Here is a 26,796-nt window from a genome sequence, read left to right on the forward strand (position 1 = left end):
AGGGGGGAAAGCGCATGGATCGTGCCGTGGGAGCGCGCCGGGTCGGCCGCATGGTGATGCTGGGGGCCACCACTTTTCTGACGCCGGTCGCGGCGGCGGGCACCGCCCGCGCCCAGGACACACCGCCCGCGATCCAGCTTGCCGCCACCGGGCCTGCGGATACGGCCGAGGCGACGCCCGCACCGCCGCAGGAGGAGGACGCCGGCCTCGGCGAGATCGTCGTCACCGCCGCCCGTCGCTCCGAATCGGTGCAGAAGGTGCCGATCTCGATGCAGGCGCTCGGCGCCGAGAAGCTCGAGCAGCGCCAGGTCAGCAGCCTGACCGACTTCGCCGCGCTCCTTCCCTCGGTTTCGTTCGCGGGCATCGGGCCGGGGCGCAACACCGCCTTCTTCCGCGGCATCGTGCCGGCGGGCGGTGCCTATGCCTCGGTCGGCTATTATCTCGACGACATTCCGATCACCGGCACCGAGGTGCCCGACATACATGTCTACGACTTCGAACGGATCGAGGCGCTGTCGGGGCCGCAGGGGACGCTCTACGGCGCCGGATCGCTTGCCGGCACGATCCGCTTCATCACCAACGCGCCCAAGCTCGGCGTGCTCGAGGGCAGCGTCGATGCCGAGGTCAACAAATACGGCAAGGGCGGGTTCGGCAGCCAGATCGAAGGCTATCTCAACCTGCCGCTGACGAGCACGATGGCGATGCGCGTCATGGCCTATAATCTGCGTGACGGCGGCTACATCGACAATGTCGACAACAGGGGACTGTTCACCAACGGCCGGAACGGCCTGTTCAGCGATCCGCGACCCGCGGTCTACAACCTCGGCGACAACAATCCGGCGACGTCGTTCGCGGTCAGCAACGCGGCCATCGCGCGCGACGACTATAACTCGATCGACGAATATGGCGGCCGGCTACAGGTGCTGTGGGAGCCGGTCGAGGGCTGGGAGATCAAGCCCGCGGTCACCGCGCAGCGCCAGATCGCCCGCGGCTATTTCGGCTACGACCCGCGTGTCGGCGACCTTGAGGTCCACGATTACGACCAGACGCGCAACGACGATCGCTGGCTGCAGGCGCAGCTGAGCATCCACGGCCATATCGGCGACTGGGACATCGTGTCGGCCACCGGCTATTTCACCCGGCGCACCAAGACGCTCAACGACTATAGCTACTACACCGTCACCTATGACGGCTTCGGCGCGGGGTATGAAAGCTATCTCCAGTTCTTCGACAATTGCCGTGGCAGCGGGGCGAACCAGCAATGCTCGCTCATCAACCCGACGCAATATTACCACGCCGACAATCGCGAGCGGAAGTTCACCCAGGAACTGCGCCTCTCGACGCCAAAGGACTGGCCGTTCGATGTGACGCTGGGCGGTTTCTACCAGCGCCAGATGAACGAGAACAACGCCTATTACGCGATCCGCGGCCTCGACCGGATCACCGGTTACACCCAGACCGGCGGCGGTGACGTGCCCGGCGGCCTGATCGGCGTGCCCGCGCTCTACGGCATCGGCTATGACGAGGAGGGCAATCCCTTCTTCGATACCGAGAACGTCATCAATCCGAACGGCAATCCGCTCGGCACGATGATCCTCGGCACCCAGGCGGTGAAGGACGACGGCTTCTACGTCGTCGAGAACAACCAGACCTACAACGACACCGCGATCTTCGCCGAGGGGCATTACAACATCACCCCGACGCTCAAGATCACCGGCGGCATCCGCTATTTCTGGACCGACTATGCGGTGGTGGGCTTTGCGGGCGTGGCGGCGTCGGCGGCCAACACCGTCACCTCGCTCTACGTGCCGACCGGCACCTTCGGCTGCCCGACGCCGCTGCCCGCCGAACGGCTGCAATGCCTCAACACCAACTTTCGCGCCGCCGACCAGACCGGCCGCTATTCGGAAGAGGGAGAGACGCACAAGATCGCGCTCGACTGGCAGTTCGGCGCCAACAAGATGGTCTATGCCAATTACTCGACGGGCTTTCGTCCCGGCGGGTTCAACCGGCCGCTGCGTATCCGCAATTTCGGCGAGGTCGACGTGGCGCCGTTCGAGTCGGAGACGCTGACCAACTACGAAGTCGGGATCAAGACGACTTGGGGCGGCATCTTCCGCCTCAACGCCGCCGTCTATCTCGAGAAGTGGAACAACATCCAGTACGGCGTCGTGGTATCGGGCGCACAGGGCGCGGGCATGACCGGCAATGCCGGCAATGCCGAGGTGCGCGGCTTCGAGTATGACGCCGACCTGAGGCTGGGGAAGGTCACCTTCTCGACCTCGGGCGCGTACAACGACGGCAAGCTCAAGGGCAATTTCTGCAACTTCGCGCTCGACCGCGCGACCTCGACGATCTCGCAGCTTCCGAGCTGCACGCTGGGCGAGGACGTGCCCGGCTCGTCGCCGCCGACGCCGCAGGTCGCCGCCGCCGACGGCACCCGGCTGCCGCGACAGCCGCGCTTCAAGGGAACGACCTCGGTCCGGTACGAGACGCGGATGGGCGGCTGGGACGCCTTCCTTCAGGGCGCGGCCCTTTATCAAACCGGCGCGACGCAGGATCTGAACGTCGACAACAATGCGCTGCTCGGCAACACCTCGGGCTTCGTCAGCTTCGACTTTTCGGCCGGGATCAGGGACGATCGCTGGAGCGCGACCTTGTTCATCCAGAACGCCTTCGACCGGCGCGGCGAGCTGACGCGCAACACTTTCTGCTCGATCGATTTCTGCTCGGGATCGTCGCGCACCTTCGTCATCAAGCCGCAGTTCTTCGGCATCCGCATGTCTCGCAAGTTCGGATAGCGGGTGACGGGCGCGCGGCGATGCGACAGATTGGGAGAGCGTTCGGCATGGGGGGAATCGGTCGAATGAGGCAGCGTATATCGGTCATCGCGGCGTTGCTGTCGGCGGCGGGCGTTCAGGCCCAGGCGCAAACGCCGCCGCGTCCGCCCGAATTGCCGGTCGAGGAGAGCGACGTCGCCGCGCTCCCGGTGCTCGGCCCGCGGGTCGTCATGGTCAATACCAACTGGGGGTCCACCGGCGCGCGCCTGTTCGACGGCGACACGGGCAAGATGCTGGGCCTGATCCACGAGGCGCAGCTCTCGAACGTCGCGCTCGACCCGGCGGGGCGCTATTTCTACGTCGCCGAAAGCATCTGGACCAAGGGCAATCGCGGCACCCGCCAGGACATGCTGACGGTGCGCGACGCGCGGACGCTGAAGGTGGTGCGCGAGATCGCACTGCCGGGCCGGCTCCTGGTCGGTACACGCAAGCACGACCTCGGGATCAGCGCCGACGGGCGCTATGCCTATGTCTACGACTTTGATCCGGCGAGCTCGATCATCGTCGTCGATCTGGTGCGCTCGCGAGTCCTCGGCCGTACCGAGGTGCCGGGTTGCGGCCTGTCGGCGGCGATCGGCGCCGCCGCCTCGCTGTCGCTGTGCGCCGACGGGGCGCTGGCGGTCACCACGCTCGACGCGCGCGGGCGCGGCTCGGTTTCGCGCAGTGAAAGCTTCTTCTCGGCCGAGAACGACCCGATCTTCGACAATTTCGCCGTCGATACCGCGAGCGGCGCGGCGATGATGCTGTCCTATACCGGCCTCGTCTATCCGGTCGACGCGAGCGGCGAGCCCAAGGCGCCGACGCCCTGGTCGGTGCAGGAAGCGGCGGGCCTGCCGCGGGCGAGCACCGCGCCGCTCGCCGTCAACTGGCTGCCGGGCGGGCGCCAGCCGATGGCGTGGCACAAGCCCAGCGGGCGGCTGTTCGTCCTGATGCACATGGGCGAATACTGGTCGCAGAAGGAGCCCGGCACCGAGCTGTGGGTGATCGACAGCGCGACCCGCCGGGTGCTGACGCGCAAGAAGCTCAAGCACAAGGCGAGCTTTGTCGAGGTGAGCCAGGACGCGCAGCCGCTCCTCTTCCTCAACGAGGAGGAGACGCTCTGGGTGCTCGACGCCGCGACGCTCGAGCAGAAGCACGAGATTGCCAATGCCGGGGGCGGCACGCTGACGACGTTCGGGCCGGTGCGATGAGCGTCGTGATGCTCCTCTTCGACACCGGCGCGGCGGCGGTGCGCGTCTACGCGGCGCTGATGTTCGTCGCGGCGGGCCTGACCAAGTTCCACGACCGTGACGGCTTCGCCGCGACGGTCGCCGCCTATCGCCTGCTGCCGGCCGGCGCCGCCGCGGTGATCGCGGCAATGCTGCCGCCCATCGAGCTGGCGATCGGTGCGGCGCTGGTCGTGCCCGACCTCAGGATTGCCGCACCGGCCGCCGCGATGCTGCTGGCGCTGTTCGCGCTGGCGGCGGCGATCAACCTGATGCGCGGGCGCCGCGACCTCGATTGCGGGTGCGGCACCGGCGCGCGGATCGGCTGGGGGCTGGTTGCCGGCAATCTCGCGCTGTCGATCCTGCTCGTCGCGACGCTCGGCGCGGGCCAGCCGCCCCTCGGCCTGATGGCGGCTGCGGCAGCGCTTTCATTCGGCCTGTGGCTCTGCGCGCGGGTCCGGGCCACGCTCGCGGCGCTGCCGCCGCTTCGGAGACAAATGGCATGATCGTGCTGCTCGCCATCACCCAGGGAATCACGCTGATCCTGCTCGTCGCCGTGGCGGCGGCGTTGCTCGCCGTCGCGCGGCAGGTGGGCGTGCTGCACGAGCGGGTCGCCCCCGCGGGCGCGCTGACCCCGCGTCAGGGGCCGGCGGTCGGCACCCCGGCGCCGCGCATCCAGACGACCACGCTCGACGGTGACGCGATCGAGATCGGCGGCGCGCTGCGCCCCGGCGCGCGGCGGCTCCTGTTCTTCGTCTCGGCGCAATGCCCGATCTGCAAGAAGCTCATCCCCTTCGCGCGCAGCTTCGCCAAGGCGGAGGGGATCGAGCTCGTCTTCGCGGGCGACGACGATGCCGCACGGCAGGCGCGGCTGGTCGCGGACCACGGCCTGTTGGGCTATGCCTTTGTCAACGACGGGTCGCTCGGCCGCGCCTTTGCCGTCGACAAGTTGCCGCATGCGGTGCTGCTCGGCGACGACGGCACGCTGCTCGCCCGCGGCCTCGTCAACAGCCGCGAGCATCTGGAGAGCATGGTCGTCTCGCACGAGAGCGGGATGGCCTCGGTCCAGGACTATCTTAAAGCCCGCCTCGCCAAACCCGCCTGAACCGGGAGCCTTTATCCATGCCCGACCATTCCTCCGATGCGCGTTTCGAGCGGCTGCTGCGCCGCCTGGCGGGGCACAGCTCGCGCCGCGGCATTCTCGCCCGGCTGGGCGCGACGATCGTCGCGGCGCCCGTCTTCCCGCTGCTGCCCGTCAGCCATGCGCAATCGGGCAAGGACCGCAGCGTGCGGGGCAAGACCGGCTTCGCCCGCACTGCCCAGACCAAGGACGATACCCAGTGCGATTACTGGCGCTACTGTGCGATCGACGGGTCGCTCTGCACCTGTTGCGGCGGCGGGGTGCATACCTGCCCGCCGGGGACCGAGCCATCGCCCACGAGCTGGGTCGGCACCTGTATCAATCCCGATGACGGCCGCGCCTATCTGATCGCCTATCGCGACTGTTGCGGCAGTTCGGCGTGCAACCGCTGCAACTGCGACAACACCGACCGCGCGACCGAGATTTATCGCCCGTCGACCAACAACGACATCATCTGGTGCTTCGGCGTGTCGAGCATGGAGTACCACTGCTCCACCGCGGTGGTGGTCGGCACCGCCGAATGAGGCAGGGCGCGGCCTGGTTCGCGCTCGCCGCGGCGGTGCCGCTCTCGGCCGCCGCGCTGCCGTCATGGGAGGCGCCGCCGGCGGTGCAGGCGGCGGCGCGCTCGGACTATATCGAACATTGCGGCGGCTGCCACGGAGTCGCTGGCAGCTCGGCGCCCGCCAGGGTGCCTGAACTGCGTGGCCGGGTTGGCTGGTTCCTCTGTACGACCGAGGGGCGCGACTATCTGATCCGCCTGCCCAACGTCGCGCATGCGCCAATCGACGACCCCGAGGCGCTGGCGGCGCTCGTCAACTATGTCGTCTTCCGCCTGGGCGGCGAGAGTGCGCCGGCGGGCGCGCGCGCGTTCGACGGGGCGGAGGTCGCGGTGCTGCGCCGCTCGCCGATCGTGCGCGCCTCGCTGCTGCGCGAACGGGCGCGGCTGGTCGCCGACATCCGCCGCCGCTGTCCGGCGGCACCGGCAAGCCTCGCGGACTATAGCGGCTGAGCAGGCGCTACTGCGCGATCACTCGCACCGCGAACGCCGCCGCCGCGGCGCGCGTTTCGACCCCCAGCTTCTCGAAGATCTGCTCCAGGTGCTTGTTCACCGTGCGCGGGCTGATCGTCAGGATTTCGCTGATCACGCGGTTAGGCTTGCCGTAACTGATCCAAAGCAAAACCTCCGCCTCCCGGCTGGTGAGGCCGAACGCCTGGGAGAGGCGGGCGATATCGGCCTGCGGGTCGAGATGGTTGAGCCGGACGAGCAGCTCGTCGCGGCGGCGGCGACCGACCACGATCAGCTCGATCGCCTCGCCCCCGCCGGTCTCCACCCGAAGCGTCTGGCCCGCCGCGGCATTGTCGGCGATCAGCCTGGCAGTCGGCGCGGCGAGAAGGGCGGGCAGCGTGCCGCCGGCGCGCGACCAGCCGGGCTCGAGCATCTGCAGCAGCCGTTCCGCCGCCGGCGTCGACCAGGCGACGCGGCCCGCGCCGTCCAGCGCCACGAGATTGCGGCCCGTCGCGTCGAGTGCGAATGCGCTGCCCGCGGCGCGGCGCGCATTCGCCATATGGACATGGACGCGCGCCAGCAGCTCCTCGACGACGATGGGCTTGCGCACATAGTCGATGCCGCCCGCCTCCAGCGCGCGCACGACATGCTCGCTTTCGGTCAGGCCGGTCATGAAGATGATCGGCACGCCCGCCCCCTGCGGCGCTGCCTTGATCGCGCGCGTCGTCTCGAACCCGTCGAGGCCGGGCATCAGCGCGTCCATCAGAATGAGGTCGGGGACGACGTGCGCCATCAGCTCGATCGCGGCGTCGCCGCTGGTCGCGATCAGCACCGAGATGCCCGCCGCCTCGAGCGTGTCGGTCAGGAAGCGCAGCGATTCGGGTGTGTCGTCGACGACAAGGACGGTGTCGGGCTGCATCGGCGCACTCATTTCGCGGTCCTCACTGCCGCGATCAGCCCCTTGAGGTCGAAGCGGTCGAGATAGCCGAGCAGCGCGGTGGCGAGCGGCGCGGCGGCCGGTACCGTTTGTTCGAGCGTGCGGATGCTCGCCTCGATCCCCCGGACGTGACCGATTACCGCCTTGTCCTCGATTTCCGCAAGGATCGGCAGCGCGCCCGCCGGCAGGACGATGCGCGGCGCCGCCTCGACCGGGGGCATGGCAGGTTCGGCGGGCTCGCCGGTCCAGCGGATGTCCAGCTGGTCGGCCAGTACCTCAAGCAACGCATCCAGATCGACGGGCTTCATCAGGAAGCGATCGTGCGCGGCATAGCCGTCGCCGCCGCGATTGAACTCGTGCGCGTTGGCCGAGACCATGACGATTCGCACCGCCTTGCCCAATCGCTCGCGAAGGCGCGCGGCAACGTCCCAGCCCGATTCGCCCGGCATCGAGATGTCGAGGAGAACGATGTCGGGCAGCTCGGCCGCGGCGAGCTCGAGCCCGGCCGCGCCGCTCGTCGCCTCGTCCACGGTGAAGTCGAGCGGTTCGAGAAGGCCGCGCAGCACCGCGATCTGATGCTCGTCGTCGTCGATCAGCAGCACGCGCCGGCGGCGCCCTTCATAGCCCGACAGGCGGGCGGGCGAGGGCGCATCGGCGGCCGAGCCCGCCACCTGTCCCATCATCAGCCGGACCGTGAAGCAGGTGCCGGTGCCCGCCTCGCTCCGCACCGCGATGTCGCCGCCCATGATCCGCACCAGCGCCTGGGTGATCGACAGGCCCAGGCCCACGCCCTTCTGCCGCTGCGCATGTTCGTTGCCGCCGCGCTCGAACGGCTCGAAGATGCGCTCGACATCCTCCGGCGCGATGCCGATGCCGGTGTCGAGGATCTCGAACGTCGCCAGCTGGCTGCGATAGGTGACGCGCAGCGTGACCGATCCCGCTCGCGTGAACTTCACCGCGTTGGACAGAAGGTTGATGAGGATCTGGCGCAGCCGTTTCTGGTCGGTGCGGACCATGTCGGGCAGGCTGGCGGGGCGCTCATAGCGAAACTCGATCCCCTTGGCCTGCGCCTGCGGCCGGAACATGTTGGCGATCTGATCGAGAAAGGCGGGCAGGCGCACCGTCTCGCTGGCAATGCGCAGCACGCCGCTTTCCACCTGGCTGATGTCGAGCAGCCCCTCGACCAGGTTGGTGAGGTGCTCGGCCGAGCGCCGGATGACCTTGGCCGCCTCGCCGGGTGCGACGTCATGACCGCGCTCCATCAATTGCGCGTAGCCGTAGATCGAGTTGAGCGGCGAGCGGATCTCGTGGCTGACGCTGACCAGATAGCGGCTCTTGGCGGCATTGGCGCTCTCGGCGACCTCCTTGGCGCGCTGAAGCTCGGCATCGGTGCGGACATGCGCGTCGATCTCGCGCATCAGTTCCTGCACGTGATGCTCGCTTTCCTGCATCGCCGCGCGGCGGCTCTGGTGGGCGAGGACGACGATCCAGGCGATGACCCCGCCCGCAAGGGTGAGCAGGATGAAGATTGCCAGGAACAGGTCGCCGACCGCCGACCCCGACAGCGTCCGCGCCGCGAAATGCCAGTAGAGCGTGCCGAAAAGGCCGGCATTCGCGAGCGTGATGACCGACATCACCACCACGAACTGCCCGGTCGGCGTATGGACGTGGCGCGCGGCGAGGCCGGGCAGCGCGCGCTCGATCCAGCGGGCGAGCTGCTGCGTCGCGCGGCTGTCGCGCTTGCACCGGTCGTGGCAGCGCGCCTCGAGCGTGCAGCAGAGCGAGCAGATCGGCGCCGCATACATCGGGCAATGCGCCATGTCGGCAAGCTGGAAGCTGTTCTCGCAGATGATGCAGGTCCGCTCGCCGCCATCGCCCTGCCAATGGGTGCGCCGGGCGATGTACCAACGGCCATGGGTGAGGAGCGCGAGGACGGGGGCGGTGGTGAAGGCGACGCCCAGGCCGATGACCGGCGCGAACGCGCGCGCCAACGGCCCGAAGACGCCGACATGCGCAAGGCTCGACACCGCTATCGCCAGCAGCATCGCGCCGATCCCGACGGGATTGAGGTCGTAGAGATGCGCGCGCTTGAATTCGATCCCCGCGGGCGAGAGCTTCAAGGGCTTGGAGATCATGAGGTCGGCGGCGAGCGCGCCGATCCAGCCGGCGGCAAGCGTCGCATAGAGGATCAACACCGCCTCGATCGTGTCGAAGATGCCGATCTCCATCAGGAGCAGCGCGAGGAGGACGTTGAAGACGAGCCAGACGACGCGGCCCGGATGCTGGTGCGTCAGCCGCGAGAAGAAGTTCGACCAGGCGATCGACCCGGCATAGGCGTTGGTCACGTTGATCTTGAGCTGGCAGACGATGACGAACAGCCCGGTGACGATCAGCGCCGCGCCGGGCTGGCCCGACATGGCGGTGAACACCCAGTGGAACATCGCCGCGGGACTCGACGCATCGGCGGCGTTTGCGCCGCTTTCGATCAGCCGGTGGGCGAGCCACGAGCCGAGGAGGAGCTTGATCCCGCCGATCAGCGTCCAGCCCGGTCCACCCGCCAGCACCGCCGCCCACCAGCGCGTCCGGCCGACGGTCGCGCGGGCGGGCAGGAAGCGGAGATAGTCGGCCTGCTCGCCGATCTGCGGCAGGAGCGACAAGAGCGTCGAGAAGGCGAAGCCGAAATAGACGAGATCCACCCCGCCGCCGGGCGCGCCGAACGCGCCGGTGAAGCGCGCCCAGTCGCTGAGCTCGGCCGGCCCCAGCCACAGGATATAGGCGATCGGCAGCAGCTGGAGGATCAGCCAGCCCGCCTGCGTCGCGCCCTGGAAGCGGGTGATCGCGCTCATGCCGTACATCGCGATCGGGATGACCGCGAGCGCGCTCAGGAGATAGGCGAGCCAGAGCGGCATCCCCGTCATCGCGGTCAGCGCGCCGGCCATGATCATCCCCTCGACCGAGAAGAGGAGGAAGGTGAACGAGGCGTAGATCAGGCTAGTGACGGTGGAGCCCAGATAGCCGAAGCCCGCGCCGCGCGTGAGGAGGTCGATGTCGAGGCCCTGCCGCGCCGCCTGCACCGCGATCGGGAAGCCGATGACGAACATCAGGATGACCGCCGCGCCGATCGCCGCGACGCTGTTGGCGAAGCCATAGGTCAGCGTGATCGCCGCGCCGATCGCCTCGCACGCGAGGAAGGCGGTGGCGCCGATCGCGGTGTTGGCGACCGCCCGCGCCGACCAGCGCCGCCCGCGATCGGCGGTGTAGCGCAGCGCATAGTCCTCCATCGTCTGGCTCGCGGCCCATTTGTTGTAGAGCCGCTTTTCGCGAAGGACGTAATCGGTTGCGCTCATGCCGGGGCCGCACGCTCCGGCAGGCCGCCCGTCGCCACGATGAAGTCGATAATCTCGGAAAGGCCCAGATTCTCCTTGAGATTGGTGAACAGGAACGGCCGCTGCCCCCGCATCTTCCTCGCGTCGCGGTCCATGACGCCCAGGTCCGCGCCGACCAGCGGGGCGAGGTCGATCTTGTTGATGACAAGCAGGTCCGATCGGGTGATGCCCGGCCCGCCCTTGCGCGGGATCTTGTCGCCGGCCGACACGTCGATGACGTAGATGGTGATGTCGGCGAGTTCGGGGCTGAAGGTGGCGGCGAGGTTGTCGCCGCCGCTTTCGATGAAGACGAGTTCGAGCGCGGGAAAGCGGCGGGTCATCGTGTCGACCGCCGCGAGGTTCATGCTCGCATCCTCGCGGATCGCGGTATGCGGGCAGCCGCCGGTCTCGACCCCCATGATCCGTTCGGGGACGAGCGCGCCCGAGCGCGTCAGGAACTCGGCATCCTCGCGCGTGTAGATGTCGTTGGTGATCGCGGCCACGTCCCAGCGGTCGCGCATCGCCTTGCACAGGCGATCGGTCAGCGCCGTCTTGCCAGAGCCGACGGGGCCACCGATGCCGACGCGAAGAGGTCCATGAGTCGAGGTCACGATCGGAACAACCTTGTGTAGAGCGTCTCATGCGCGATGGAGGCGAGTTCGAGCAAGGGCGCGCCGGTGCCGAGCGAGTCGAGCGGGGTCGCCATCGCCGCCTCGGCGATCGCCGGCAGCCGCGCCGACAGGCGGGTGAGCGCGCGCTGCCCGTCGGTCTGCCCGAGGGGAACGAGGCGGACGCCGGCCGAGACGAGGTTGGCGGCGGTGGCGTGGAGCCAGCCGTGCAGCGCGGGTTCGAGGGGGAGGCCGTGCGCCGCGCTCGCCAGCGCCATCGCCGCCGAATGCGCGACCGGCCGATCGCCCCAGCGCGCGGCGAAGGCGTCGAGCGCGGGGTGCGGCCAGGCGGCGCGGGTGATTGACAGGAAGGCGGCACCCTGCTGCCGGCTTTCGAGTGCGGTCTCGCTAGACCCGCGGAATGCGGCGGCGAGTTCGGCGACCCCGTCGAACGCCGCCTCGTCGCCCGCCGCGCGCCAGCCATGGACGAACAGCACCGCATCGACCCAGCCGCCGCCGCGCGTCAGCACCGCCTCGATATAGTCGGCCATGTCGTCAGCGGTCTTGACGCGCCCGTCCTCGACCGCGGTTTCCAACCCGTGGCTATAGGCGAAGCTGCCCACTGGATAGCTGGGCGATGTCCACGCGAGCAGGCGATGGAGCGCACCGTCAGTGAGCATGGTCGTGCTCGTGATGGCGGTGATGGTGGCCGTGGGCGTGACCGCCGCCGCCGGCATAGGCGCCCTGTTCCGGGGTGAAGGGCGCCTCGACATCGACCACTTCGGCGCCGAGCCCCTCCAGCATGTCGCGGATGACATGGTCGCGGCGCAGGCGGATGACGTCGAAGCCGAGCTGCGCGGGTAGATGCCGGTTGCCGATATGCCAGGCGAGCCGCATCATCGCACCTGGCGTCGGTGCGCGCGCCTCCATCAGCGGCTCTGGCGCCGCCTCGACGGCGATCACGCGGCCGTCGTCGAGTGCGAGCCCGTCGCCCTCCGCCAGCACCGCGGCGCGCGGCAGGTCGAGGAGGAAGGCGGTGCCGCCCGCCGCGACATAGTGGAAGCGGCGGCGATGGCGCGCGTCATGATCGAGCGCGATCCGATCACACGCGCTCGCCCGGTCCCAGCTTCCGGCGGGCAGCAATCGGGCGGCGACGGGCATGGGCTGGCCTTTCAGAACAGGAAATAGCGCTGGGCAAACGGGAGCACGTCCGCCGGCTCGCAGGTGAGGAGTTCGCCGTCGGCACGCACCTCATAGGTTTCGGGATCGACCTCGAGATGCGGGAGGGCATCGTTGAGGATCATGTCGCCTTTGCCGATCCCCCGGGTGCCGCGCACCGCCTCGACCGGGCGGACGAGCGACAGCCGCTCGGCGACGCCCTCCTCGATGCTGGCCGCCGAGACGAAGTGGAGCGCCGACAGCGCGCCCGCGCGGCCGAGCGCGCCGAACATCGGGCGGTAATGGACCGGCTGCGGCGTCGGGATGCTGGCATTGGGGTCGCCCATCGGCGCGGCGGCGATGCTGCCCCCTTTGATGACGAGGTCGGGCTTCACTGCGAAGAAGGCGGGGGACCAGAGCACGAGGTCGGCGAGCTTGCCCACCTCGACCGACCCGACGATGTGGCTGATGCCGTGGGCGATCGCGGGGTTGATCGTGTATTTGGCGACATAGCGGCGCGCGCGAAGGTTGTCCGCCTCGCCATCGTCGCCGGGGAGGGCGCCGCGCTGGCGCTTCATCTTGTCGGCGGTCTGCCAGCAGCGGATGATCGTCTCGCCCACCCGGCCCATCGCCTGGCTGTCCGACGACATCATCGAAAAGGCGCCGAGGTCGTGGAGGATGTCCTCCGCGGCGATCGTCTCCTTGCGGATCCGGCTGTCGGCAAAGGCCACGTCCTCCGCGATGCGGGGGTCGAGGTGGTGGCACACCATCAGCATGTCGAGATGCTCGTCGATGGTGTTGACGGTGTAGGGCCGCGTCGGGTTGGTCGAGGAGGGGAGGACGTTGGCGAGGCCGGCGAGCTTGATGATGTCGGGCGCGTGGCCGCCGCCCGCGCCCTCGGTATGGAAGCTGTGGATCGTCCGGCCGGCAAAGGCGGCGATGGTGCTCTCGACAAACCCCGCTTCGTTGAGCGTGTCGGTGTGGATCGTCACCTGCACGTCCATCGCGTCGGCGACCGACAGCGCACAGTCGATGCTGGCGGGGGTGGTCCCCCAATCCTCGTGCAGCTTGAGGCCGCAGGCGCCGGCGCGCACCATCTCGACCAGTGCGTCGGGGCGGCTGGCATTGCCCTTGCCGAACAGGCCGAAGTTCATCGGCATCGTCTCGAGCGCCTGGAGCATCCGGCCGATGTGCCACGCACCGGGCGTGCAGGTTGTGGCGAGCGTGCCGTGCGCCGGGCCGGTGCCGCCGCCCAGCATCGTCGTGACGCCGGCGTTCAGCGCCTCATCGACCTGTTGCGGGCAGATGAAGTGGATGTGCGCGTCGATCGCCCCGGCGGTGAGGATTCGGCCCTCGCCCGCGATGATCTCTGTTCCCGGGCCGATGGGGATGGTGACGCCGGGCTGGACGTCGCGATTGCCCGCCTTGCCGATCGCCGAGATCCGGCCGTCACGGATGGCAAGATCGGCCTTGTAGATGCCACTGTGGTCGAGGATCAGCGCGTTGGTGACGACGGTGTCGGGCGCGCCTTCGGCGCGAGTCACCTGGCTCTGCCCCATGCCGTCGCGGATCACCTTGCCGCCGCCGAACTTCACTTCCTCGCCATAGACGGTGAGGTCGCGCTCGACGCGGATCAACAGGTTGGAGTCGCCCAGCCGCACGCGGTCGCCGGTGGTCGGGCCGTACATCGAGGCGTAGACCGATCGGGGAATGGCGACTGGCATCCTAGAGCGGCCCCATCACGTCGCCCCGAAAGCCGATGACGACGCGGTCGCCGGCATAGGGGATCAGCCGCACCGTCCGCGACTGGCCAGGTTCGAACCGCACCGCCGTGCCCGCGGCGATGTCGAGCCGGCGGCCGCGCGCCGCCGCGCGGTCGAAGGCGAGGGCCGGATTGACCTCGGCGAAGTGATAATGGCTGCCGACCTGGACCGGGCGGTCGCCGGTATTGGCGACCTCGACCTCGATCGGTTCGCGGCCTTCGTTGAGGCGGATGTCGCCGGGAAGCGGGAGGATCTCACCGGGGGTCATGGCGCAGCCTCGTATTCCCGCGAGGGCGGGGATCCGGGACCGTCAAGCGCAACGCTTGATGACTCTAGGCTCCCGATCTCGTGGAAGCACGTGGTGCGGTGCCCCATCATCGGATCGGTCGGTGGACGGTGACGAGCTTGGTGCCGTCGGGGAAGGTCGCCTCGACCTGGATATCGTGGATCATCTCGGCGACGCCCTCCATCACCTGGTCGCGAGTGAGGACGTGGCCGCCCGAGGCCATCAGCTCGGCGACCGGCCGCCCGTCACGCGCGCCCTCGACCACATGGTCGGCAATCAATGCGACCGCCTCCGGGTGGTTGAGCCGCACGCCGCGCTCCAGCCGGCGGCGCGCGACGATCGCCGCCATCGCGACGAGCAGCTTGTCCTTTTCGCGCGGGGTCAGCTGCATCGCACGTCAGCAATGACAGATAGCGGGCATCGACGGCGACAGGCCGAAGATCGCCGCGCGCAGCACGCCCGCGATGCGCATCACCTCGCGCCGCAGCCGGGTGGCGTCGGGGCCGAGCATGCGGATGACGAGCAGGCCGTCGAAGGCGGTCGCGCCGCCCAGCGCCGGCTCGGCCAGTCCGCGTGCGAGATCGAGCTGCGCCTCCGCCTCCGGTCCCGCATAGACGAGCGTTGCGAGCGCGCCCGCATCGCCCAGGCCATAGGGCTGCGTGCGGTCCAATGCCCCCTCTATCCGCAGCGCATCGGCCCAGACCAGCGCGCCGCCACGGCGGATGCGCCAGCCGTCGTGGATGAGCCCCCCCGAATAGGCTTCCCCCATGGCGGCGCGGCCGAGGACGAGCATCTCCATCGCCAGCACCTGCGCGTCGGGCGCCATGTCGATGTCGAGCGTTCGGTGCATCCGGCTGCCGTCGAACAGGATCGCCTCCTGTGCCAGCCATTCGCAGCGCGCGGCCGCGCCGAGCGCGATGGTCGTCTCGATCCGCGTCGGCTGGTCGTCGGGCAGCACGCGATAGAGCTTCTCGGCCGATTGCGGGACGATCGTCGCGCAGCCACCCGGCTCGACGACGATGTCGAGGCGGAGGCGATCGCCGCCGGTCAAGCCGCCGCTGGTCGTGACGGTGACGACCAGCGGGAAGTCGCCGCCGCGCGCGTGCGGGAACATGAGGCGGGCGGGCGCCACCTGCTCGAGGTCGCGAATGCCGTCGGTGCCAAACACGACACGCGCGCGCCCGTCGACGCGCTGGTGGCGCGACCGCGGCGGGGAAGGAACGGCGACGGCGCCGGTTGCGAGCATCACGGGACTGTGCGGAGGGGGTGCTGCGCGTCACATGGGGCGTTTGACGTATGGCTCACGAGCAAAATCCTTCCCGGCACGGGGAGGAGCTTGGGCGTCGGCAGCTACGCCGCTACCCGGTTTCTACCCGGCACGGACAGACGGAGGCTCAGGTTGTCCGCCCGCGCCGGTCGGGTGCCGCCGCCGGCGCCCGCTCCTCTCGCCCGCCGCCGCCGCGCCTGCTGGGCGTCGGATAGTTCGGGTCGATCTTCTCGGCCTTGCCGCGCTTCGTCCCGCTTTCGCCCGCGCCGGGCTGGCCGTGCTCGGTCGTGAGGTCCGAGAGGAAATTGACCTGGCGGATGCCCTTTTTGCGCATTGCGACGCCGGTCAGGCACGCGTGCATGATGAAGTTGGCGTTGAGCGCGCTGCGATAGGTGGGGTCGAGGATCGGCGCGAGCTCGACGATCTCGAAGCCGACCAGCTCGTTCTCGGCGCAGAGGCGGCGGACGATCGGAATCGCCTCGCGCATCGTCAGGCCGCCGGGGACGGGCGTGCCGGTGCCGGGGACGAAGGCGGGGTCGAGCACGTCGACGTCGAAGCTGATGAAGAGCTTCTTGCCGCTCTCGCGCGCCTCCTTGAGCGCGCGCTCCATCGTCGCGGCCCAGCCCGCTTTCTCGATCTCGGGCATCGCGTGATAGCGCACGCCATTGTCGCGCATCCATTCGAAGCCCTCGCGCTCGGGCCAGGGGCCGCGCAGCCCGACCTGGATATAGTTCCTGCCCTGGACGTGCCCCTCCTTCACGGCACGATAGACGGGGGCGCCGTGGGTGATGAAATGCACCCCTTCCTTGCCGGCGTCATAGTGCGAATCGAAATGGACCACGCCGAAGCTGCCCTTGCCGTGCACATCGGCGAGCCCCGCGACGTCCGAATATTCGAGGCTGTGGTCGCCGCCAACGATGAAGGGGATGGCGCCCGTCCGGGCGATTTCTGCCACGCGCTCGCGGACATGGTGGACGGTGCGCTCGGTCGACATGTTGTCCACGGCGATGTCGCCATAGTCGACGATGTTCAGTTCTTTCGACGGGTCGACCATCGTGTACATATCGATCCCGCCCGCGCCATACTGGTTGCGCATCGCCGCCGGGCCGCCCTTCGCCCCGCGATAGCCCGACCCCATGTCGAGCGGCGCGCCAACGATCGCCACGTCGACCTTTCCCGCGACCAGATCCTCGGGGAATATCGCAACGGGCGCGCCGGCGAAGGTGGCGATGCCGCCGCCATAGACGCCGCCGCCGCGGCCGTGGAGATAGTAGCTGAGTTCGATCGGCCCCGGCTCGCGCTTGGGATCGAGCCCGGCGGGGCGGCGGACCTTCCAGCCGTTGAAGCTGTCCTTGCCGGTGTTGAGCGGGATCGCCGCCATGTCGGTCGCGGCATTGAACTTCGACGCCTGAAGCGCCGCCTGCGCGCCGTCGATATAGGCCTCGATCTCGGCCGGGCTCTTGGTCGAGAGGCGCTCGTAGAGCTTGGGATAGGAGCCCGCGAACATCTCTGCCTCGTCGGAGGTTAGGAAGTCGCGCTTGGCCTTGGGCAGCGCGGCGACCTTGGCGGCGAGCGCCGGGGGCAGCACGGGCTTTTCGTTCTGTGCGGTGCCGATGCCGGCGGCGGCGAGCCCCGCCGCGCCGATCGCCCAACCCGCCAGCCTGCGCTTCATGCCCATCGTCCTGCCCCCAGATCGTCCGATCCGGACCGATCTGCACGCGGACAAGGCGGGGTAGCCATGGGGCGAACGACGTAGGCTGGCGCCTCTACGTCGTTCGCCCCATGCTGCCCCGCAGACGCGGGCGTTAGGCCGGCGAGATGCTCATCGCCTCGCACTTTCTCCTGTGGATCGCCATCGTCCTGCTGGGGGTCGCATGGTTCGCGCTCGACCGACGCGTGCGCGCGCTCGCCGCCGACCGCCCCGTCGAGGCGGCGGCCCCGCGCGTGCCCGTCGTCAGCGCGGCGACACTCACCGGCGAGACGCTGACGATCGGCCGGGCGAGCCGTGACGGGCGTGCGCTGCTCCTCCTGTTCGCCGCGCCCGACTGCACCCGCTCGGCGGCGGCGCTGCGCGAAGCAATCGCGCTCGGCGATCCGGCGCGCCTCCGGCTGGTACTGGTGGGCGAGGGCGACCCTGCGGGCTATCAGGCGCTGGCGCGACTACATCAGATCGGCGAGCGCGACATCGTGATCGGCGGCGCGGTCGCCGAGGATCTGGGAATCGCGGTACGGCCTGCGGCGATGCTGGTCGCCGCCGACGGGACGACGCTGGCGAGCGGTGCGGTCGAGACGCGCGAGCAGCTCGTCGCGCTGATCGCGGCGCTCCCGCGCGAGGCGGCGCCGGCCCGCTCGGCGCGGATCGTGCGGCTGCGGCCGGGGCTTGCGGGGACCGCCGCAAGCGGGGGATAAGGCCGACGAAGGGGAGAGGGCGAGATGGCGATCAGCCTGCAGGTCAATGGACGCGCGCATCGGGTCGAGGCCGACCCCGACAAGCCGCTGCTCTGGGTGCTGCGCGAGGAGCTGGGGCTGCTCGGCACCAAGTTCGGCTGCGGCGCAGGGCTGTGCGGGGCGTGCACCGTCCACCTCGACGGGGTGGCCGCGCGATCGTGCCAGACGCCGGTGGGCGAGGTCGGCCGCGCCGCGGTGACGACGATCGAGGGCGTCGCGGCGACTGCGCTCGGCCAGCGCGTCGGTGCGGCATGGATCGACGCCGACGTGCCGCAATGCGGATATTGCCAGGCGGGCCAGATCATGAGCGCGGTGGCCTTGCTGCGCGAAACGCCAAAGCCCGATGATGCGGCGATCGACGCGGGGATGGCGGGCAATCTTTGCCGCTGCGCGACCTATACGCGCATCCGTGCGGCGATCCGGGCGGCGGCGGCGTGAGCGCGCCGGTCCTTTCGCGCCGCGGCTTCATCGCGGCGACTGCGCTGGCTGGCGGCGGGCTGATGTTCGACCTTCGCATCGCCAGTGCGCAGGCGGCGGGCGGCGTCCTCAATGCCTTCGTCCGGATCGCTCCCGACAACCGCGTGACGATCGGTGCCAAGAACGCGGAGGTGGGGCAGGGCGCCAAGACGATGCTGCCGATGCTGATCGCCGAGGAGCTCGACATCGACTGGGCGCAGGTTACGATCGAGCAGACGCATGCCGATGCCGCGATCTTCGGTCCGCAATCGGCGGGCGGCAGCCGCACGACGCCCCGCGAATGGCTGCCCTCACGCCGGGCGGGGGCGGCGGCGCGGGCGATGCTGGTCGCGGCTGCCGCAAAGCGCTGGGGCGTTGAGCCGGCCACGCTGACGACGCGGAGCGGCCGGGTGCTGGGGCCGGGCGGGCGGAGCCTCACCTATGCCGCGCTCGCCGCCGATGCGGCGGCAATGCCGGCGCCCGAGCTGGAGAAGGTCGCGCTCAAGGATTCCGCGACCTTTCGCATTATCGGTCAGTCGATCCGCGGCGTCGACACGCCGGCGATCGTCGCGGGCAAGCCGCTCTACGGCATCGACGTTTCGCTGCCGGACATGCTGCACGCGGTGTTCGTCACCTGTCCGGCGTTCGGCGGGACAATGAAGTCGGCGAACCTCGACGCCGTGCGCGCGCTGCCGGGCGTTGCGCATGTCGTGCCGATCAAGGGCGACGGCGCGCCCGAGTCGCTGGTCGACGGCGTCGCGATCCTGTCGAAGAGCTGGTGGACCGCCAACAAGGCGCGTGACGCGCTCGAGATCGAATGGGACGATGCCGCCGCCCGCGCTTTTTCGTCCGAAACGCTGGCCGAGGGTGCGAAGGCCAAGCTCGCAGGAAAGGGCGAGGCCGAGGTGCTGCGGTCGGGCGACCCCGACGCTGCCTTCGCTGCGGCGGCGAAGACGGTCGAGGCCCAATATCATTACCCGTTCCTCGCCCATGCGACGCTCGAGCCGCAGAACTGCACCGCGCGCTTCGCGGACGGCAAGGTCGAGATCTGGGCGCCGACCCAGAACCCCGAGGCGGGGCGGACGGCAGTCGCCAAGGCGCTGGGGATCGAGCCCGCTGCGATCCGCATCAACCTGACCCGGATCGGCGGCGGCTTCGGCCGGCGGCTAATGAACGATTACATGGTGCAGGCCGCGGCGATCGCGAAGGCGGTGCCGGGGACGCCGGTCAAGCTGATCTATACGCGAGAGGACGATACGCGCCGCGACTTCTACCGCCCCGCGGGCTGGCACCGGTTCCGCGCGGCAATCGACGGGCAGGGTCGCCTGACCGCGCTCCACGATCATTTCGTGACGCCGGGCACCGGGGGCAAGGCGGTGCGCGCGGGCGATGCCTCCGCCAGCGAGTTTCCGGCGGGGCTTGGGCCGGCGATCCTCTACGAACAGAGCCTGATCCCCACCAACATGCCGACCGGCTGGCTGCGCGCACCGGGGTCGAACGGCGTCGCCTATGCCTTTCAGGGGTTTCTCGACGAGGTGGCGCTGGCGGGCGGGCGCGACCTGCCTACGCTGATGCTCGAGTTGCTGGACGGCGCGACCGAGCTGGCGCGCGGGCCGAACCAGCCGCCGTTCAAGACTGCGCGGGCGAGGGGCGTGATCGAGAAGGCCGTGGCCATGTCCAGCTGGGCCGACCGCGCGCGACTGCCCAAGGGCGAGGGCAAGGGCTTTGCCTTCTACTACAGCCATATGGGCTATTTCGCCGAAGTGGTGCATGTCGCCATGGCAGAGGGCATGCCCGTCGTCCGCGCCGTCTGGGCGGCGGGCGATGTCGGCAGCCACATCATCAACCCGCTCAATGCCGTGCATCAGGTGCAGGGGTCGATCATCGACGGGCTGGGCCAGGCGCTGGTGGGGCAGGCGATCACCCAGGTCGACGGTGCGGTCGAGCAGGCGAGCTTCGACACCCATCCGCTGCCGCGCATCACCGATGCGCCACCCAGGATCGAGGTGGCGTTCGTGACCAGCGAAGACCCGCCCACGGGCATGGGCGAGCCGGCGCTGCCGCCGCTGATCCCGGCGCTCGCCAATGCGATCTTCGCCGCCACGGGCAGGCGGGTACGCAGCCTGCCGATTCGGCCGGAGATGTTCGCCTGACCGGGCCATGCGTCATTTGACGTAGATGGCGGTGAAAAGGCGCGCTTCATAACTGCGGGATGCGCCGCTGGCCCGCATCCTTGACCCGAATGACGCCGCGCGATCCCTTCGCGGTGTTCCTGATCGTCGCGGCGGCGATCTTCGCGCTCTACTGGGCGACGAGCGGCCATCGCGAAACGATCGAGGTGTCGGCGTCGGTGCAGAAGAGCCTGTCCGACGACTATGCGATGATGACGGGCAAGGCGCCCGATCCGGCGGCACGCGCGCGGCTGATCCACGATTATGTCGCCAACGAGCTCCTCTTCCGCGAGGCGGTGGCGCGCGGCATGCACATGACCGACAAGGCGACCAAGCAGCGGCTGATCGACCGCGTGCGCTTCATGATCGCGGGGGCCCCGCCCGAGCCGAGCGAGGACGTGCTGATCGGCTATTACGCCGCGCATCCCGAGCTCTATCGCGCCGAGCCACGCCTTTCGGTCGAGCATGTGTTCTTCGAGAAGCCGCCCGCCGATGCGCCGGCGATCCTCGCGCGGCTGCGCGCCGGCGAGAAGGTGCGAGGCGACGATTTCTGGATGGGGCACGACCTTGCCGATTATGGCGTGTCGATGTTGCGCGGCATGTTCGGCCCGACCTTCCTTGCCGCGATCGAGCGGGCGCCGGCGGGCGAGTGGGTGGGGCCGCTGCGATCGACCCGCGGCTGGCATTTCGCGCGGGTGAAGGGGCGGGGGGCGGCACGGACGCTTCCCTATCCCGAGGCGCGCGACCAGGTGCGGCAGGACTATATCGCGCAGGCGACGGGAACCGCGGTCGAGAAGGAAGTCGACCGGCTGAAGGCAGGGGTGGACGTGCATGTGGAATAGGCTGTCGCTGACGCTCGCGGCGCTGATCGGGCTGGCGAGCCCCGCTGCCGCCGACGTGTTCCGCGTCGGCGAGTTCGCCTTCCAGCCGGGCAATGCGCCGGGCCTGTACGAATTGAGCGCGACGATGCCAGAGTTGCTCGCGAGCGGCGATGCACTCGGCCTGCCCGACGGCTGCCGCGAGGTCGGGCGCGACAAGACGGTTCAGGCGACGCTCGCACGGCTGACGGTCGAGATCGCCTGTGCCGGCCCGATCGCCGAGGGGGCGCGGATCGTCACCCCCTGGGCGGTCGATGGCGCGACCTTCGTGTCCACCGTGTCGGGCGCGGCAGTGCGGCAGGCGCTCCAGCCCGAGGGCGATGCGATCGTGTTGCCGGTCGGCGCGCTGCAGGCGGGGACGCGCACACTGCCCGAGGTGGCGATGGAATATACATGGCAGGGGATCGTCCACATCCTGGGAGGTTGGGACCATCTCGCCTTCGTCCTGTGCCTCTGCCTGCTCGCGCGTGGGCGGTTCCTCCTGGCGCTCGTCACCACCTTCACGCTGGGGCACTCGGTCAGCCTCGCGCTCGCCTTCTTCGATCTCGTCAAGCTGCCGGTGCCGCCGGTCGAAGCGGTGATCGCGCTGTCGATCGCCTTCATGGCGCGCGAGGCGATCCGCGCGGGGCAGGGGCAGGCCACCGGCGCGCGCGAGCGGCGGCGGCAGCTGGGCGTCGTCGGCGGCTTCGGTCTGCTCCACGGCCTCGGCTTCGCGACGGTGCTACGCGAGCTCGGCGTGCCCGCCAGCGAGCGGGTGAGCGGGCTCCTGTTCTTCAATGCCGGGGTCGAGCTTGGCCAGCTGATCTTCGTCGGCGGGGTGCTGGGCGTGATGGCGCTCGCGGCGCTCGCCGGGCAGCAGCAGCGGGTGCGGCTGGCGGCGCTCTATGGCGCGGGCGTGATCGGCTGCTTCTGGATGATCGAGCGCGTCGCGGGCTTCGCCGCAGCGACGGCGTGACCGCGCGCGCGGCGCTCGCCCGCGGCGATCTCGACACCGCCGAGCGCACGGCACTCGCCGCCACGCGCGACCGGCCGGAGGAGGCCGAGGGCTGGTTCGTCGCCGGCATCGTCGCCGCTGAACGCGGCCAGATCGGCCGCGCGTTGCCCTTGATCGAGGCGGCGCTGGCAAGGCAGGCGACCGCCGAATATCACGCCCAGCACGCCCGCCTGCTGATCCTCGCCCGCCGCGACGGTGAGGCGGCGGCGGCCGTGCGTGCGGCGATGGCGCTGTCCGGCGGCGATGCACGGACCCATGACACGATCGGCTGCGTCCTCGCGCGGCTCGGCGATCACGAGGGCTCGATCGCGCCGTTTGAGGCGGCGGTCGCGGCCGAGCCCAATAACCTCTCCTACCGCTACAACCTTGCCGCCGCGTGCGGCTTCACCGGGCGGGTCGAGGCGGCGCGCGATCATTACGAGGCGGTGCTCGCCGCCGACCCGGGCAATGCGCGCGTCCATTATGCGCTGTCGATCCTGTCGAAGCAGACCGCCGCGCCAATCCCGCGGCTGGAGGCGGCACTTGCGGCAGCGCGGACGGCGCCCGACCGGCTTCGGCTACGCTATGCGCTCGCCAAGACGCACGAGGATGTGGGCGACGCGGCGGCGACCTTCGCCTGGCTGAGCGCCGCCAATGACGAGCATCGCCGCAGCCTCGCCTACGACTTCTCGAGCGACGCGGCGTTGTTCGACGCGATCGAGGCGGCGTTCGACCGCGAGCTGCCGGCGGCGGCGGGCGACGCCGATCCCGCCCCGATCTTCGTGGTGGGAATGCCGCGGACGGGCACGACCCTGGTCGATCGCATCCTTTCCTCGCATGCTGAGGTGGGCTCGGCGGGCGAGCTTCAGGCGATGCCGCTCGCGGTCAAGGCGGCGGCGGGGACGCGTTCGCGCCAGATCGTCGATGCCGAGACGATGCTGGCGAGCCTGTCGGCCGATCCGGCGGCGATCGGCGGCGCTTATCTCGCCCGCGCCGCGCACCACCGTCCGCCGGGCAAGTCGCGCTTCGTGGACAAGTTGCCCGCCAATTTCCTCTACGTCGGGCACATCGCCCGCGCGCTGCCGAACGCGCGCATCGTATGCCTGCGGCGGCATCCGATGGACACTGTCTGGAGCAACTACAAGAACCTGTTCGCCGGTCAGTCGGCCTATTACGCCTATAGCTACGATCTGATCGACACCGCGCGCTATTATGTGCGCTTCGACCGGTTGATGCGGCTCTGGGCGCGGCGCTTTCCGGGGCGGGTGTTGGAGCTATCCTACGAGGGGTTGGTGGCCGACCAGGCGGGGCAGACGCGCGCGCTGCTCGCGCATTGCGGGCTCGATTGGGACGAGTGCTGCCTCTCCTTCCACGAGAACCGCGCCGCAGTGGCGACCCCCAGTGCCGCACAGGTCCGCCGCCCGATCAACGCCGACGCGGTTGCGCGGTGGCGCCGCTACGAGGCGCAGCTGGCGCCGGTCGCCGAGTTTTTCGTGCGCGAGGGGATCCCGATCTAGCGCGTGCTCGCGCGCAGGCGCGGGCACGTATCCAATGGACGCCGCGCTCGCTGCTTGAGGCTCCCCCTTTCGTGGGAGCAGGTCGCGCAAAAAAGGGGCGGCCTTTCGGCCGCCCCAGGCTTCGCAGGCTCGTAAAGGTCAGAAGGTAAAGCGGCCCTCCAGCCCGATGACGCGCGGCTGGGCAATCGACTGCGCGTAATAGCGGCCGATGATGCCGTCGTTGATCTGGCGGAAGCGCGTCAGGTCGTTGCTGACACCGGTGATCGCATACTTGTCGAAGATATTGTTCGCGAAAAGGCTGAGTTCCCACAGTCCCGTGTCATAGGTCACAGATGCGCGGTGCATCATGTAATCGGGCAGCTTCTCGCCGCCCGCGCGCGCGCCCGGCCGAGTCAGGATGTCGCCGGTATAGGTCGCGGTCCAGTTGAGCCTCAGCGTGTTCTCGCCCAGCGGCACATTGTAGATCGCCGATGCGGCACCCGAGTGGCGCGCCGAGCCGGGCAGCCGGTCGCCCGCTTCGGCATCGACGAAGCCGTCGGCAGTGCCGAGCAAGTCGGGCGCGGTCTCGGTCAGCTTGGCGTCGAGGTAGGAATAGTTGCCGCGCAGCGTGAATTGCGGCGTGACGCGCGCGTTGAACGAGAAATCGACGCCGCGCGAGCGTGCCGAGCCGGCATTGGCGGTGATGCCGATCGCGCCGTTGACCGTCTGGCTGGCGAGCTGGATCCCTTCCCAGTCGATGTTGAAGACCGCGAGGTTTAGGCTCAGCCGCCGGTCGAACAGCTGGGCGCGCACGCCGACCTCGATATTCTTGGTCTCGTCGGGATCATAGGCGAGCTCGTTGGGCAGTGCGCACAGATTCTGTCCCGGCGGCAAGGGCAGGATGCACGGCGCGACGCGGTTGACGCCGCCGACCCGGTACCCTGTCGAATATGTGGCATAGCCGAGCACATCGTCGGTGAAGTCGAACGAGGTGTTGACCTTCCACACCATCCCGCTGGCACTGGTGTCGCCGCTCCGGACGCGCGATGGCGCGATCTCGAGGCTGGGATAGGGCATGCGCCGCCGCCCGCCGGGGAGGAGCGGCGTATCGGTGCCGCCGGTAATTGCGGTGTCGTAGCTGTAGAAGCGCAGGCCGCCGGTCACCTGCCACCGGTCGATCGGGCGGAAGGTCAGTTCGCCATAGACGGCCATTTCCTCGGTCTTCGACCGGGTGAAGCTCACATATTCGGCGCCGTCGGGGCGAACCAGCCCATCATAGAAGCCGCCATAGATCTCGCTGCCCTCGGGCGAGGCGGCGAATTCGGGGAAGCCGGGCAGCCGCTCGACCCCTGTCGCGGTCACGCGCTGCTTGTTGTAGAAACCACCGACAACCCAGTTGAACGGCCCGCCATGCGTCGAGATGAGGCGGATTTCCTGGTTGAACTGGTTCCGCTCGGTGATCCCCGTCGTGAAGCCGGCAAAGGACGGAAACAGCTCGTAATCATAGTCGAGGTCGAGCAGAAGGTCGGTCACGTCGGTGACGGCGTTGGTGCGCGTGTTGGTGAAGGCCGAGACCCAGACGCCCTTGAAGATGTCGCCGATTTCCGCCTCGAGCTCGAGGCTGACGAGATGGGCATAGCGCTTTGACGGTTCGGCAAAGCGCCACGGCCCCTCATACTTGCCCTCGCCGAACGCGCCGCCGCCGGTCGCCTGGCGGCCGTTCGAGCGGGTCTCCTGAAAGACATAGGTCAGATAGGCGTTGAAGTCGGGAACGGTGATGCCGAACTGGTTGCGCGTCGTGAAGGTGCGCTCCCAGTTGAGGTCATTCTGCGGCGCGAAATTGGCGTCGCGCTGGGCTTGGGTGCCGGCCGGATTGTCGAGCGTGCCGGGCTGCGGGATCGAGACGCCCGGCGTCTTGACGATGAACGGATAGTCGATGAAGCCGGGGTCGTAATAATAGCCCGTCGCGCTGCGGAACGCCATGACGCCGGGGATGATCGGCAGGTTGATCGCGGCGTCGACGACATAGCCGACCCCGCTCGAATGCGCGACGTCATAGGCGCGGGCGTGGCCGTAGCCTTCGACCCGGTCTGGGTTCGGGCGGTTGGGGATGTAGCGGATCGCGCCCGCCAGCGTGCCGAGGCCGTAGAGCGTGCCCTGCGGCCCGAGCAGCGTTTCGACCCGCTGCAGGTCGATCAGCTTGAAGTCGAGATAGAGCGGCACTTCGCCCAGATAGGTGCCGAAGGCGTCGTCATTGTTATTGCCGCCCGCCGCGGTGTCGTCGGCCGACAGGCCGCGCATGACGATCGTACCGGCCCCGCGCGGGCCGGTGTCGGTGACGGTGATGCCGGGGGTGAAGGCACCGAGGTCGCGCACGTCGTCGAGCCGCTCGGCCGCGAGTTCGGCGGCGCCGATCGCCGAGATGTTGATTGGCGTGTCCTGGATCGTCGTCGCGCGGCGGGTGGCGGTGACGACGATCTCGTTTCCGCTCTCCTGCGTGGGATCGCCGCTGCCGGGCGCGGTGTCGTCGGCGACGGCCTGAGACTCGGCGACCTGCGCCGCGGCCGGTGCGGCGGCGGCGAGCCCGGCCAGCATCGTCGCCGACATCAGCCCCGCCCGCCACGTTTTCGAATACGACATAGCTGCCCCCCTTCAAGGTGGTGTTTTAGATCCCTGGCTCTCAGCACTTCCCCTCGCCGCGACCCGGCCATGTCCCTGGCGGCCGGCGCGCCTTCCCCCGGGGCGGGCGTCGCCGATCTCGGCTCTCGACAGCGTTGCAGGCTATGGAATCGCTATGG

23 protein-coding genes are annotated in these 26,796 nt (G+C 69.3%); 12 read left to right on the plus strand and 11 right to left on the minus strand.

Going from position 1 to position 26,796, the window contains the following annotated elements:
* The first annotated feature begins 14 nt into the window (after positions 1–14).
* From COC42_RS11410 to COC42_RS11435, 6 genes are all read left to right on the plus strand, one after another.
* A complete protein-coding gene (locus COC42_RS11410; RefSeq protein WP_245844058.1) occupies positions 15–2,801 on the plus strand; it encodes a TonB-dependent receptor in 2,787 nt (928 codons plus the stop codon).
* Positions 2,802–2,866: 65 nt separating this feature from the next.
* Positions 2,867–4,030 (plus strand): amine dehydrogenase large subunit, encoded by a 1,164-nt coding sequence (locus COC42_RS11415; RefSeq protein WP_176484652.1) that lies wholly within the window; start codon positions 2,867–2,869, stop codon positions 4,028–4,030.
* A complete protein-coding gene (locus COC42_RS11420) occupies positions 4,027–4,551 on the plus strand; it encodes a MauE/DoxX family redox-associated membrane protein (protein ID WP_096343463.1) in 525 nt (174 codons plus the stop codon). Before COC42_RS11415 ends, COC42_RS11420 begins: the two co-directional genes overlap by 4 nt.
* On the plus strand, positions 4,548–5,150 hold the full coding sequence (locus COC42_RS11425) for a thioredoxin domain-containing protein (protein ID WP_096343464.1): 603 nt from the start codon (positions 4,548–4,550) through the stop codon (positions 5,148–5,150). Before COC42_RS11420 ends, COC42_RS11425 begins: the two co-directional genes overlap by 4 nt.
* Before the next feature lie 17 nt (positions 5,151–5,167).
* On the plus strand, positions 5,168–5,710 hold the full coding sequence (locus COC42_RS11430; RefSeq protein WP_096343465.1) for a methylamine dehydrogenase light chain: 543 nt from the start codon (positions 5,168–5,170) through the stop codon (positions 5,708–5,710).
* A complete protein-coding gene (locus COC42_RS11435) occupies positions 5,707–6,195 on the plus strand; it encodes a cytochrome c family protein (RefSeq protein WP_096343466.1) in 489 nt (162 codons plus the stop codon). The genes COC42_RS11430 and COC42_RS11435 overlap by 4 nt, the downstream gene beginning before the upstream one ends.
* Before the next feature lie 7 nt (positions 6,196–6,202).
* Here COC42_RS11435 and COC42_RS11440 read toward each other — a convergent pair whose 3' ends face one another.
* The 10 genes from COC42_RS11440 to COC42_RS11485 form a co-directional block, all read right to left on the minus strand.
* On the minus strand, positions 6,203–7,123 hold the full coding sequence (locus tag COC42_RS11440; RefSeq protein WP_096343467.1) for a response regulator transcription factor: 921 nt from the start codon (positions 7,121–7,123) through the stop codon (positions 6,203–6,205).
* Entirely contained in the window at positions 7,120–10,476 is a 3,357-nt protein-coding gene (locus tag COC42_RS11445) for a hybrid sensor histidine kinase/response regulator (protein ID WP_096343468.1), read from the minus strand. The genes COC42_RS11440 and COC42_RS11445 overlap by 4 nt, the downstream gene beginning before the upstream one ends.
* The gene (gene ureG / locus COC42_RS11450; protein ID WP_096343469.1) at positions 10,473–11,105 is read right to left on the minus strand and encodes an urease accessory protein UreG; all 633 of its coding nucleotides are present in this window, start codon (positions 11,103–11,105) and stop codon (positions 10,473–10,475) included. The genes COC42_RS11445 and ureG overlap by 4 nt, the downstream gene beginning before the upstream one ends.
* Positions 11,102–11,782, minus strand: coding sequence for an urease accessory protein UreF (locus COC42_RS11455; protein WP_096344158.1), 681 nt, complete (start codon positions 11,780–11,782; stop codon positions 11,102–11,104). The genes ureG and COC42_RS11455 overlap by 4 nt, the downstream gene beginning before the upstream one ends.
* Positions 11,772–12,263 (minus strand): urease accessory protein UreE, encoded by a 492-nt coding sequence (ureE, locus tag COC42_RS11460; protein WP_096343470.1) that lies wholly within the window; start codon positions 12,261–12,263, stop codon positions 11,772–11,774. Before ureE ends, COC42_RS11455 begins: the two co-directional genes overlap by 11 nt.
* Before the next feature lie 11 nt (positions 12,264–12,274).
* The gene (gene ureC, locus COC42_RS11465; protein WP_096343471.1) at positions 12,275–13,984 is read right to left on the minus strand and encodes an urease subunit alpha; all 1,710 of its coding nucleotides are present in this window, start codon (positions 13,982–13,984) and stop codon (positions 12,275–12,277) included.
* 1 nt (position 13,985) lies between these two features.
* Positions 13,986–14,291 carry an urease subunit beta gene (locus tag COC42_RS11470; RefSeq protein ID WP_096343472.1) on the minus strand — a complete coding sequence of 102 codons (306 nt, stop codon included), beginning with the start codon at positions 14,289–14,291 and terminating at the stop codon, positions 13,986–13,988.
* Positions 14,292–14,397: 106 nt separating this feature from the next.
* Positions 14,398–14,700 (minus strand): urease subunit gamma, encoded by a 303-nt coding sequence (locus tag COC42_RS11475; protein ID WP_096343473.1) that lies wholly within the window; start codon positions 14,698–14,700, stop codon positions 14,398–14,400.
* Between the two features lie 6 nt (positions 14,701–14,706).
* On the minus strand, positions 14,707–15,555 hold the full coding sequence (locus tag COC42_RS11480) for an urease accessory protein UreD (protein ID WP_096343474.1): 849 nt from the start codon (positions 15,553–15,555) through the stop codon (positions 14,707–14,709).
* Positions 15,556–15,703: 148 nt separating this feature from the next.
* A complete protein-coding gene (locus tag COC42_RS11485) occupies positions 15,704–17,248 on the minus strand; it encodes an agmatinase family protein (protein WP_245844060.1) in 1,545 nt (514 codons plus the stop codon).
* A gap of 146 nt (positions 17,249–17,394) precedes the next feature.
* Here COC42_RS11485 and COC42_RS11490 point away from each other — a divergent pair, with 146 nt between their 5' ends.
* The 6 genes from COC42_RS11490 (at position 17,395) to COC42_RS11515 (ending at position 24,019) form a co-directional block, all read left to right on the plus strand.
* Positions 17,395–17,985, plus strand: coding sequence for a thioredoxin domain-containing protein (locus COC42_RS11490; protein WP_096343476.1), 591 nt, complete (start codon positions 17,395–17,397; stop codon positions 17,983–17,985).
* Between the two features lie 24 nt (positions 17,986–18,009).
* Positions 18,010–18,462, plus strand: a complete 453-nt coding sequence (locus COC42_RS11495; RefSeq protein WP_096343477.1) for a (2Fe-2S)-binding protein — start codon at positions 18,010–18,012, stop codon at positions 18,460–18,462.
* Positions 18,459–20,633: a xanthine dehydrogenase family protein molybdopterin-binding subunit gene (locus tag COC42_RS11500; protein ID WP_096344159.1), complete on the plus strand. Its 2,175-nt coding sequence runs from the start codon at positions 18,459–18,461 to the stop codon at positions 20,631–20,633. Before COC42_RS11495 ends, COC42_RS11500 begins: the two co-directional genes overlap by 4 nt.
* A gap of 89 nt (positions 20,634–20,722) precedes the next feature.
* Positions 20,723–21,493, plus strand: coding sequence for a peptidyl-prolyl cis-trans isomerase (locus COC42_RS11505; protein ID WP_245844226.1), 771 nt, complete (start codon positions 20,723–20,725; stop codon positions 21,491–21,493).
* Positions 21,483–22,484: a HupE/UreJ family protein gene (locus COC42_RS11510; protein ID WP_096343479.1), complete on the plus strand. Its 1,002-nt coding sequence runs from the start codon at positions 21,483–21,485 to the stop codon at positions 22,482–22,484. The genes COC42_RS11505 and COC42_RS11510 overlap by 11 nt, the downstream gene beginning before the upstream one ends.
* Positions 22,481–24,019, plus strand: a complete 1,539-nt coding sequence (locus tag COC42_RS11515; protein ID WP_096343480.1) for a tetratricopeptide repeat-containing sulfotransferase family protein — start codon at positions 22,481–22,483, stop codon at positions 24,017–24,019. The genes COC42_RS11510 and COC42_RS11515 overlap by 4 nt, the downstream gene beginning before the upstream one ends.
* Positions 24,020–24,157: 138 nt before the next feature.
* Here COC42_RS11515 and COC42_RS11520 read toward each other — a convergent pair whose 3' ends face one another.
* Positions 24,158–26,638: a TonB-dependent receptor gene (locus COC42_RS11520; protein ID WP_096343481.1), complete on the minus strand. Its 2,481-nt coding sequence runs from the start codon at positions 26,636–26,638 to the stop codon at positions 24,158–24,160.
* Positions 26,639–26,796 lie beyond the last annotated feature (158 nt).

The organism is Sphingomonas spermidinifaciens, assembly GCF_002351485.1.
In the GTDB taxonomy this organism is placed as follows: domain Bacteria; phylum Pseudomonadota; class Alphaproteobacteria; order Sphingomonadales; family Sphingomonadaceae; genus Sphingomonas; species Sphingomonas spermidinifaciens.

Bases quoted from the DNA above. Each gene is read 5' to 3' on its own strand.
- COC42_RS11470 (WP_096343472.1), bottom strand. From the start codon at position 14,291: ATGACCCCCGGTGAGATCCTCCCGCTTCCCGGCGACATCCGCCTCAAC.
- COC42_RS11520 (WP_096343481.1), bottom strand. From the start codon at position 26,638: ATGTCGTATTCGAAAACGTGGCGGGCGGGGCTGATGTCGGCGACGATG.
- ureE (WP_096343470.1), bottom strand. From the start codon at position 12,263: ATGCCCGTCGCCGCCCGATTGCTGCCCGCCGGAAGCTGGGACCGGGCG.
- COC42_RS11435 (WP_096343466.1), top strand. From the start codon at position 5,707: ATGAGGCAGGGCGCGGCCTGGTTCGCGCTCGCCGCGGCGGTGCCGCTC.
- COC42_RS11490 (WP_096343476.1), top strand. From the start codon at position 17,395: ATGCTCATCGCCTCGCACTTTCTCCTGTGGATCGCCATCGTCCTGCTG.
- ureC (WP_096343471.1), bottom strand. From the start codon at position 13,984: ATGCCAGTCGCCATTCCCCGATCGGTCTACGCCTCGATGTACGGCCCG.
- COC42_RS11510 (WP_096343479.1), top strand. From the start codon at position 21,483: ATGTGGAATAGGCTGTCGCTGACGCTCGCGGCGCTGATCGGGCTGGCG.
- COC42_RS11420 (WP_096343463.1), top strand. From the start codon at position 4,027: ATGAGCGTCGTGATGCTCCTCTTCGACACCGGCGCGGCGGCGGTGCGC.
- COC42_RS11505 (WP_245844226.1), top strand. From the start codon at position 20,723: ATGACGCCGCGCGATCCCTTCGCGGTGTTCCTGATCGTCGCGGCGGCG.
- COC42_RS11425 (WP_096343464.1), top strand. From the start codon at position 4,548: ATGATCGTGCTGCTCGCCATCACCCAGGGAATCACGCTGATCCTGCTC.
- COC42_RS11440 (WP_096343467.1), bottom strand. From the start codon at position 7,123: ATGAGTGCGCCGATGCAGCCCGACACCGTCCTTGTCGTCGACGACACA.
- COC42_RS11485 (WP_245844060.1), bottom strand. From the start codon at position 17,248: ATGAAGCGCAGGCTGGCGGGTTGGGCGATCGGCGCGGCGGGGCTCGCC.
- COC42_RS11430 (WP_096343465.1), top strand. From the start codon at position 5,168: ATGCCCGACCATTCCTCCGATGCGCGTTTCGAGCGGCTGCTGCGCCGC.
- COC42_RS11410 (WP_245844058.1), top strand. From the start codon at position 15: ATGGATCGTGCCGTGGGAGCGCGCCGGGTCGGCCGCATGGTGATGCTG.
- COC42_RS11455 (WP_096344158.1), bottom strand. From the start codon at position 11,782: ATGCTCACTGACGGTGCGCTCCATCGCCTGCTCGCGTGGACATCGCCC.
- COC42_RS11415 (WP_176484652.1), top strand. From the start codon at position 2,867: ATGAGGCAGCGTATATCGGTCATCGCGGCGTTGCTGTCGGCGGCGGGC.
- COC42_RS11445 (WP_096343468.1), bottom strand. From the start codon at position 10,476: ATGAGCGCAACCGATTACGTCCTTCGCGAAAAGCGGCTCTACAACAAA.
- COC42_RS11475 (WP_096343473.1), bottom strand. From the start codon at position 14,700: ATGCAGCTGACCCCGCGCGAAAAGGACAAGCTGCTCGTCGCGATGGCG.
- COC42_RS11480 (WP_096343474.1), bottom strand. From the start codon at position 15,555: ATGCTCGCAACCGGCGCCGTCGCCGTTCCTTCCCCGCCGCGGTCGCGC.
- COC42_RS11495 (WP_096343477.1), top strand. From the start codon at position 18,010: ATGGCGATCAGCCTGCAGGTCAATGGACGCGCGCATCGGGTCGAGGCC.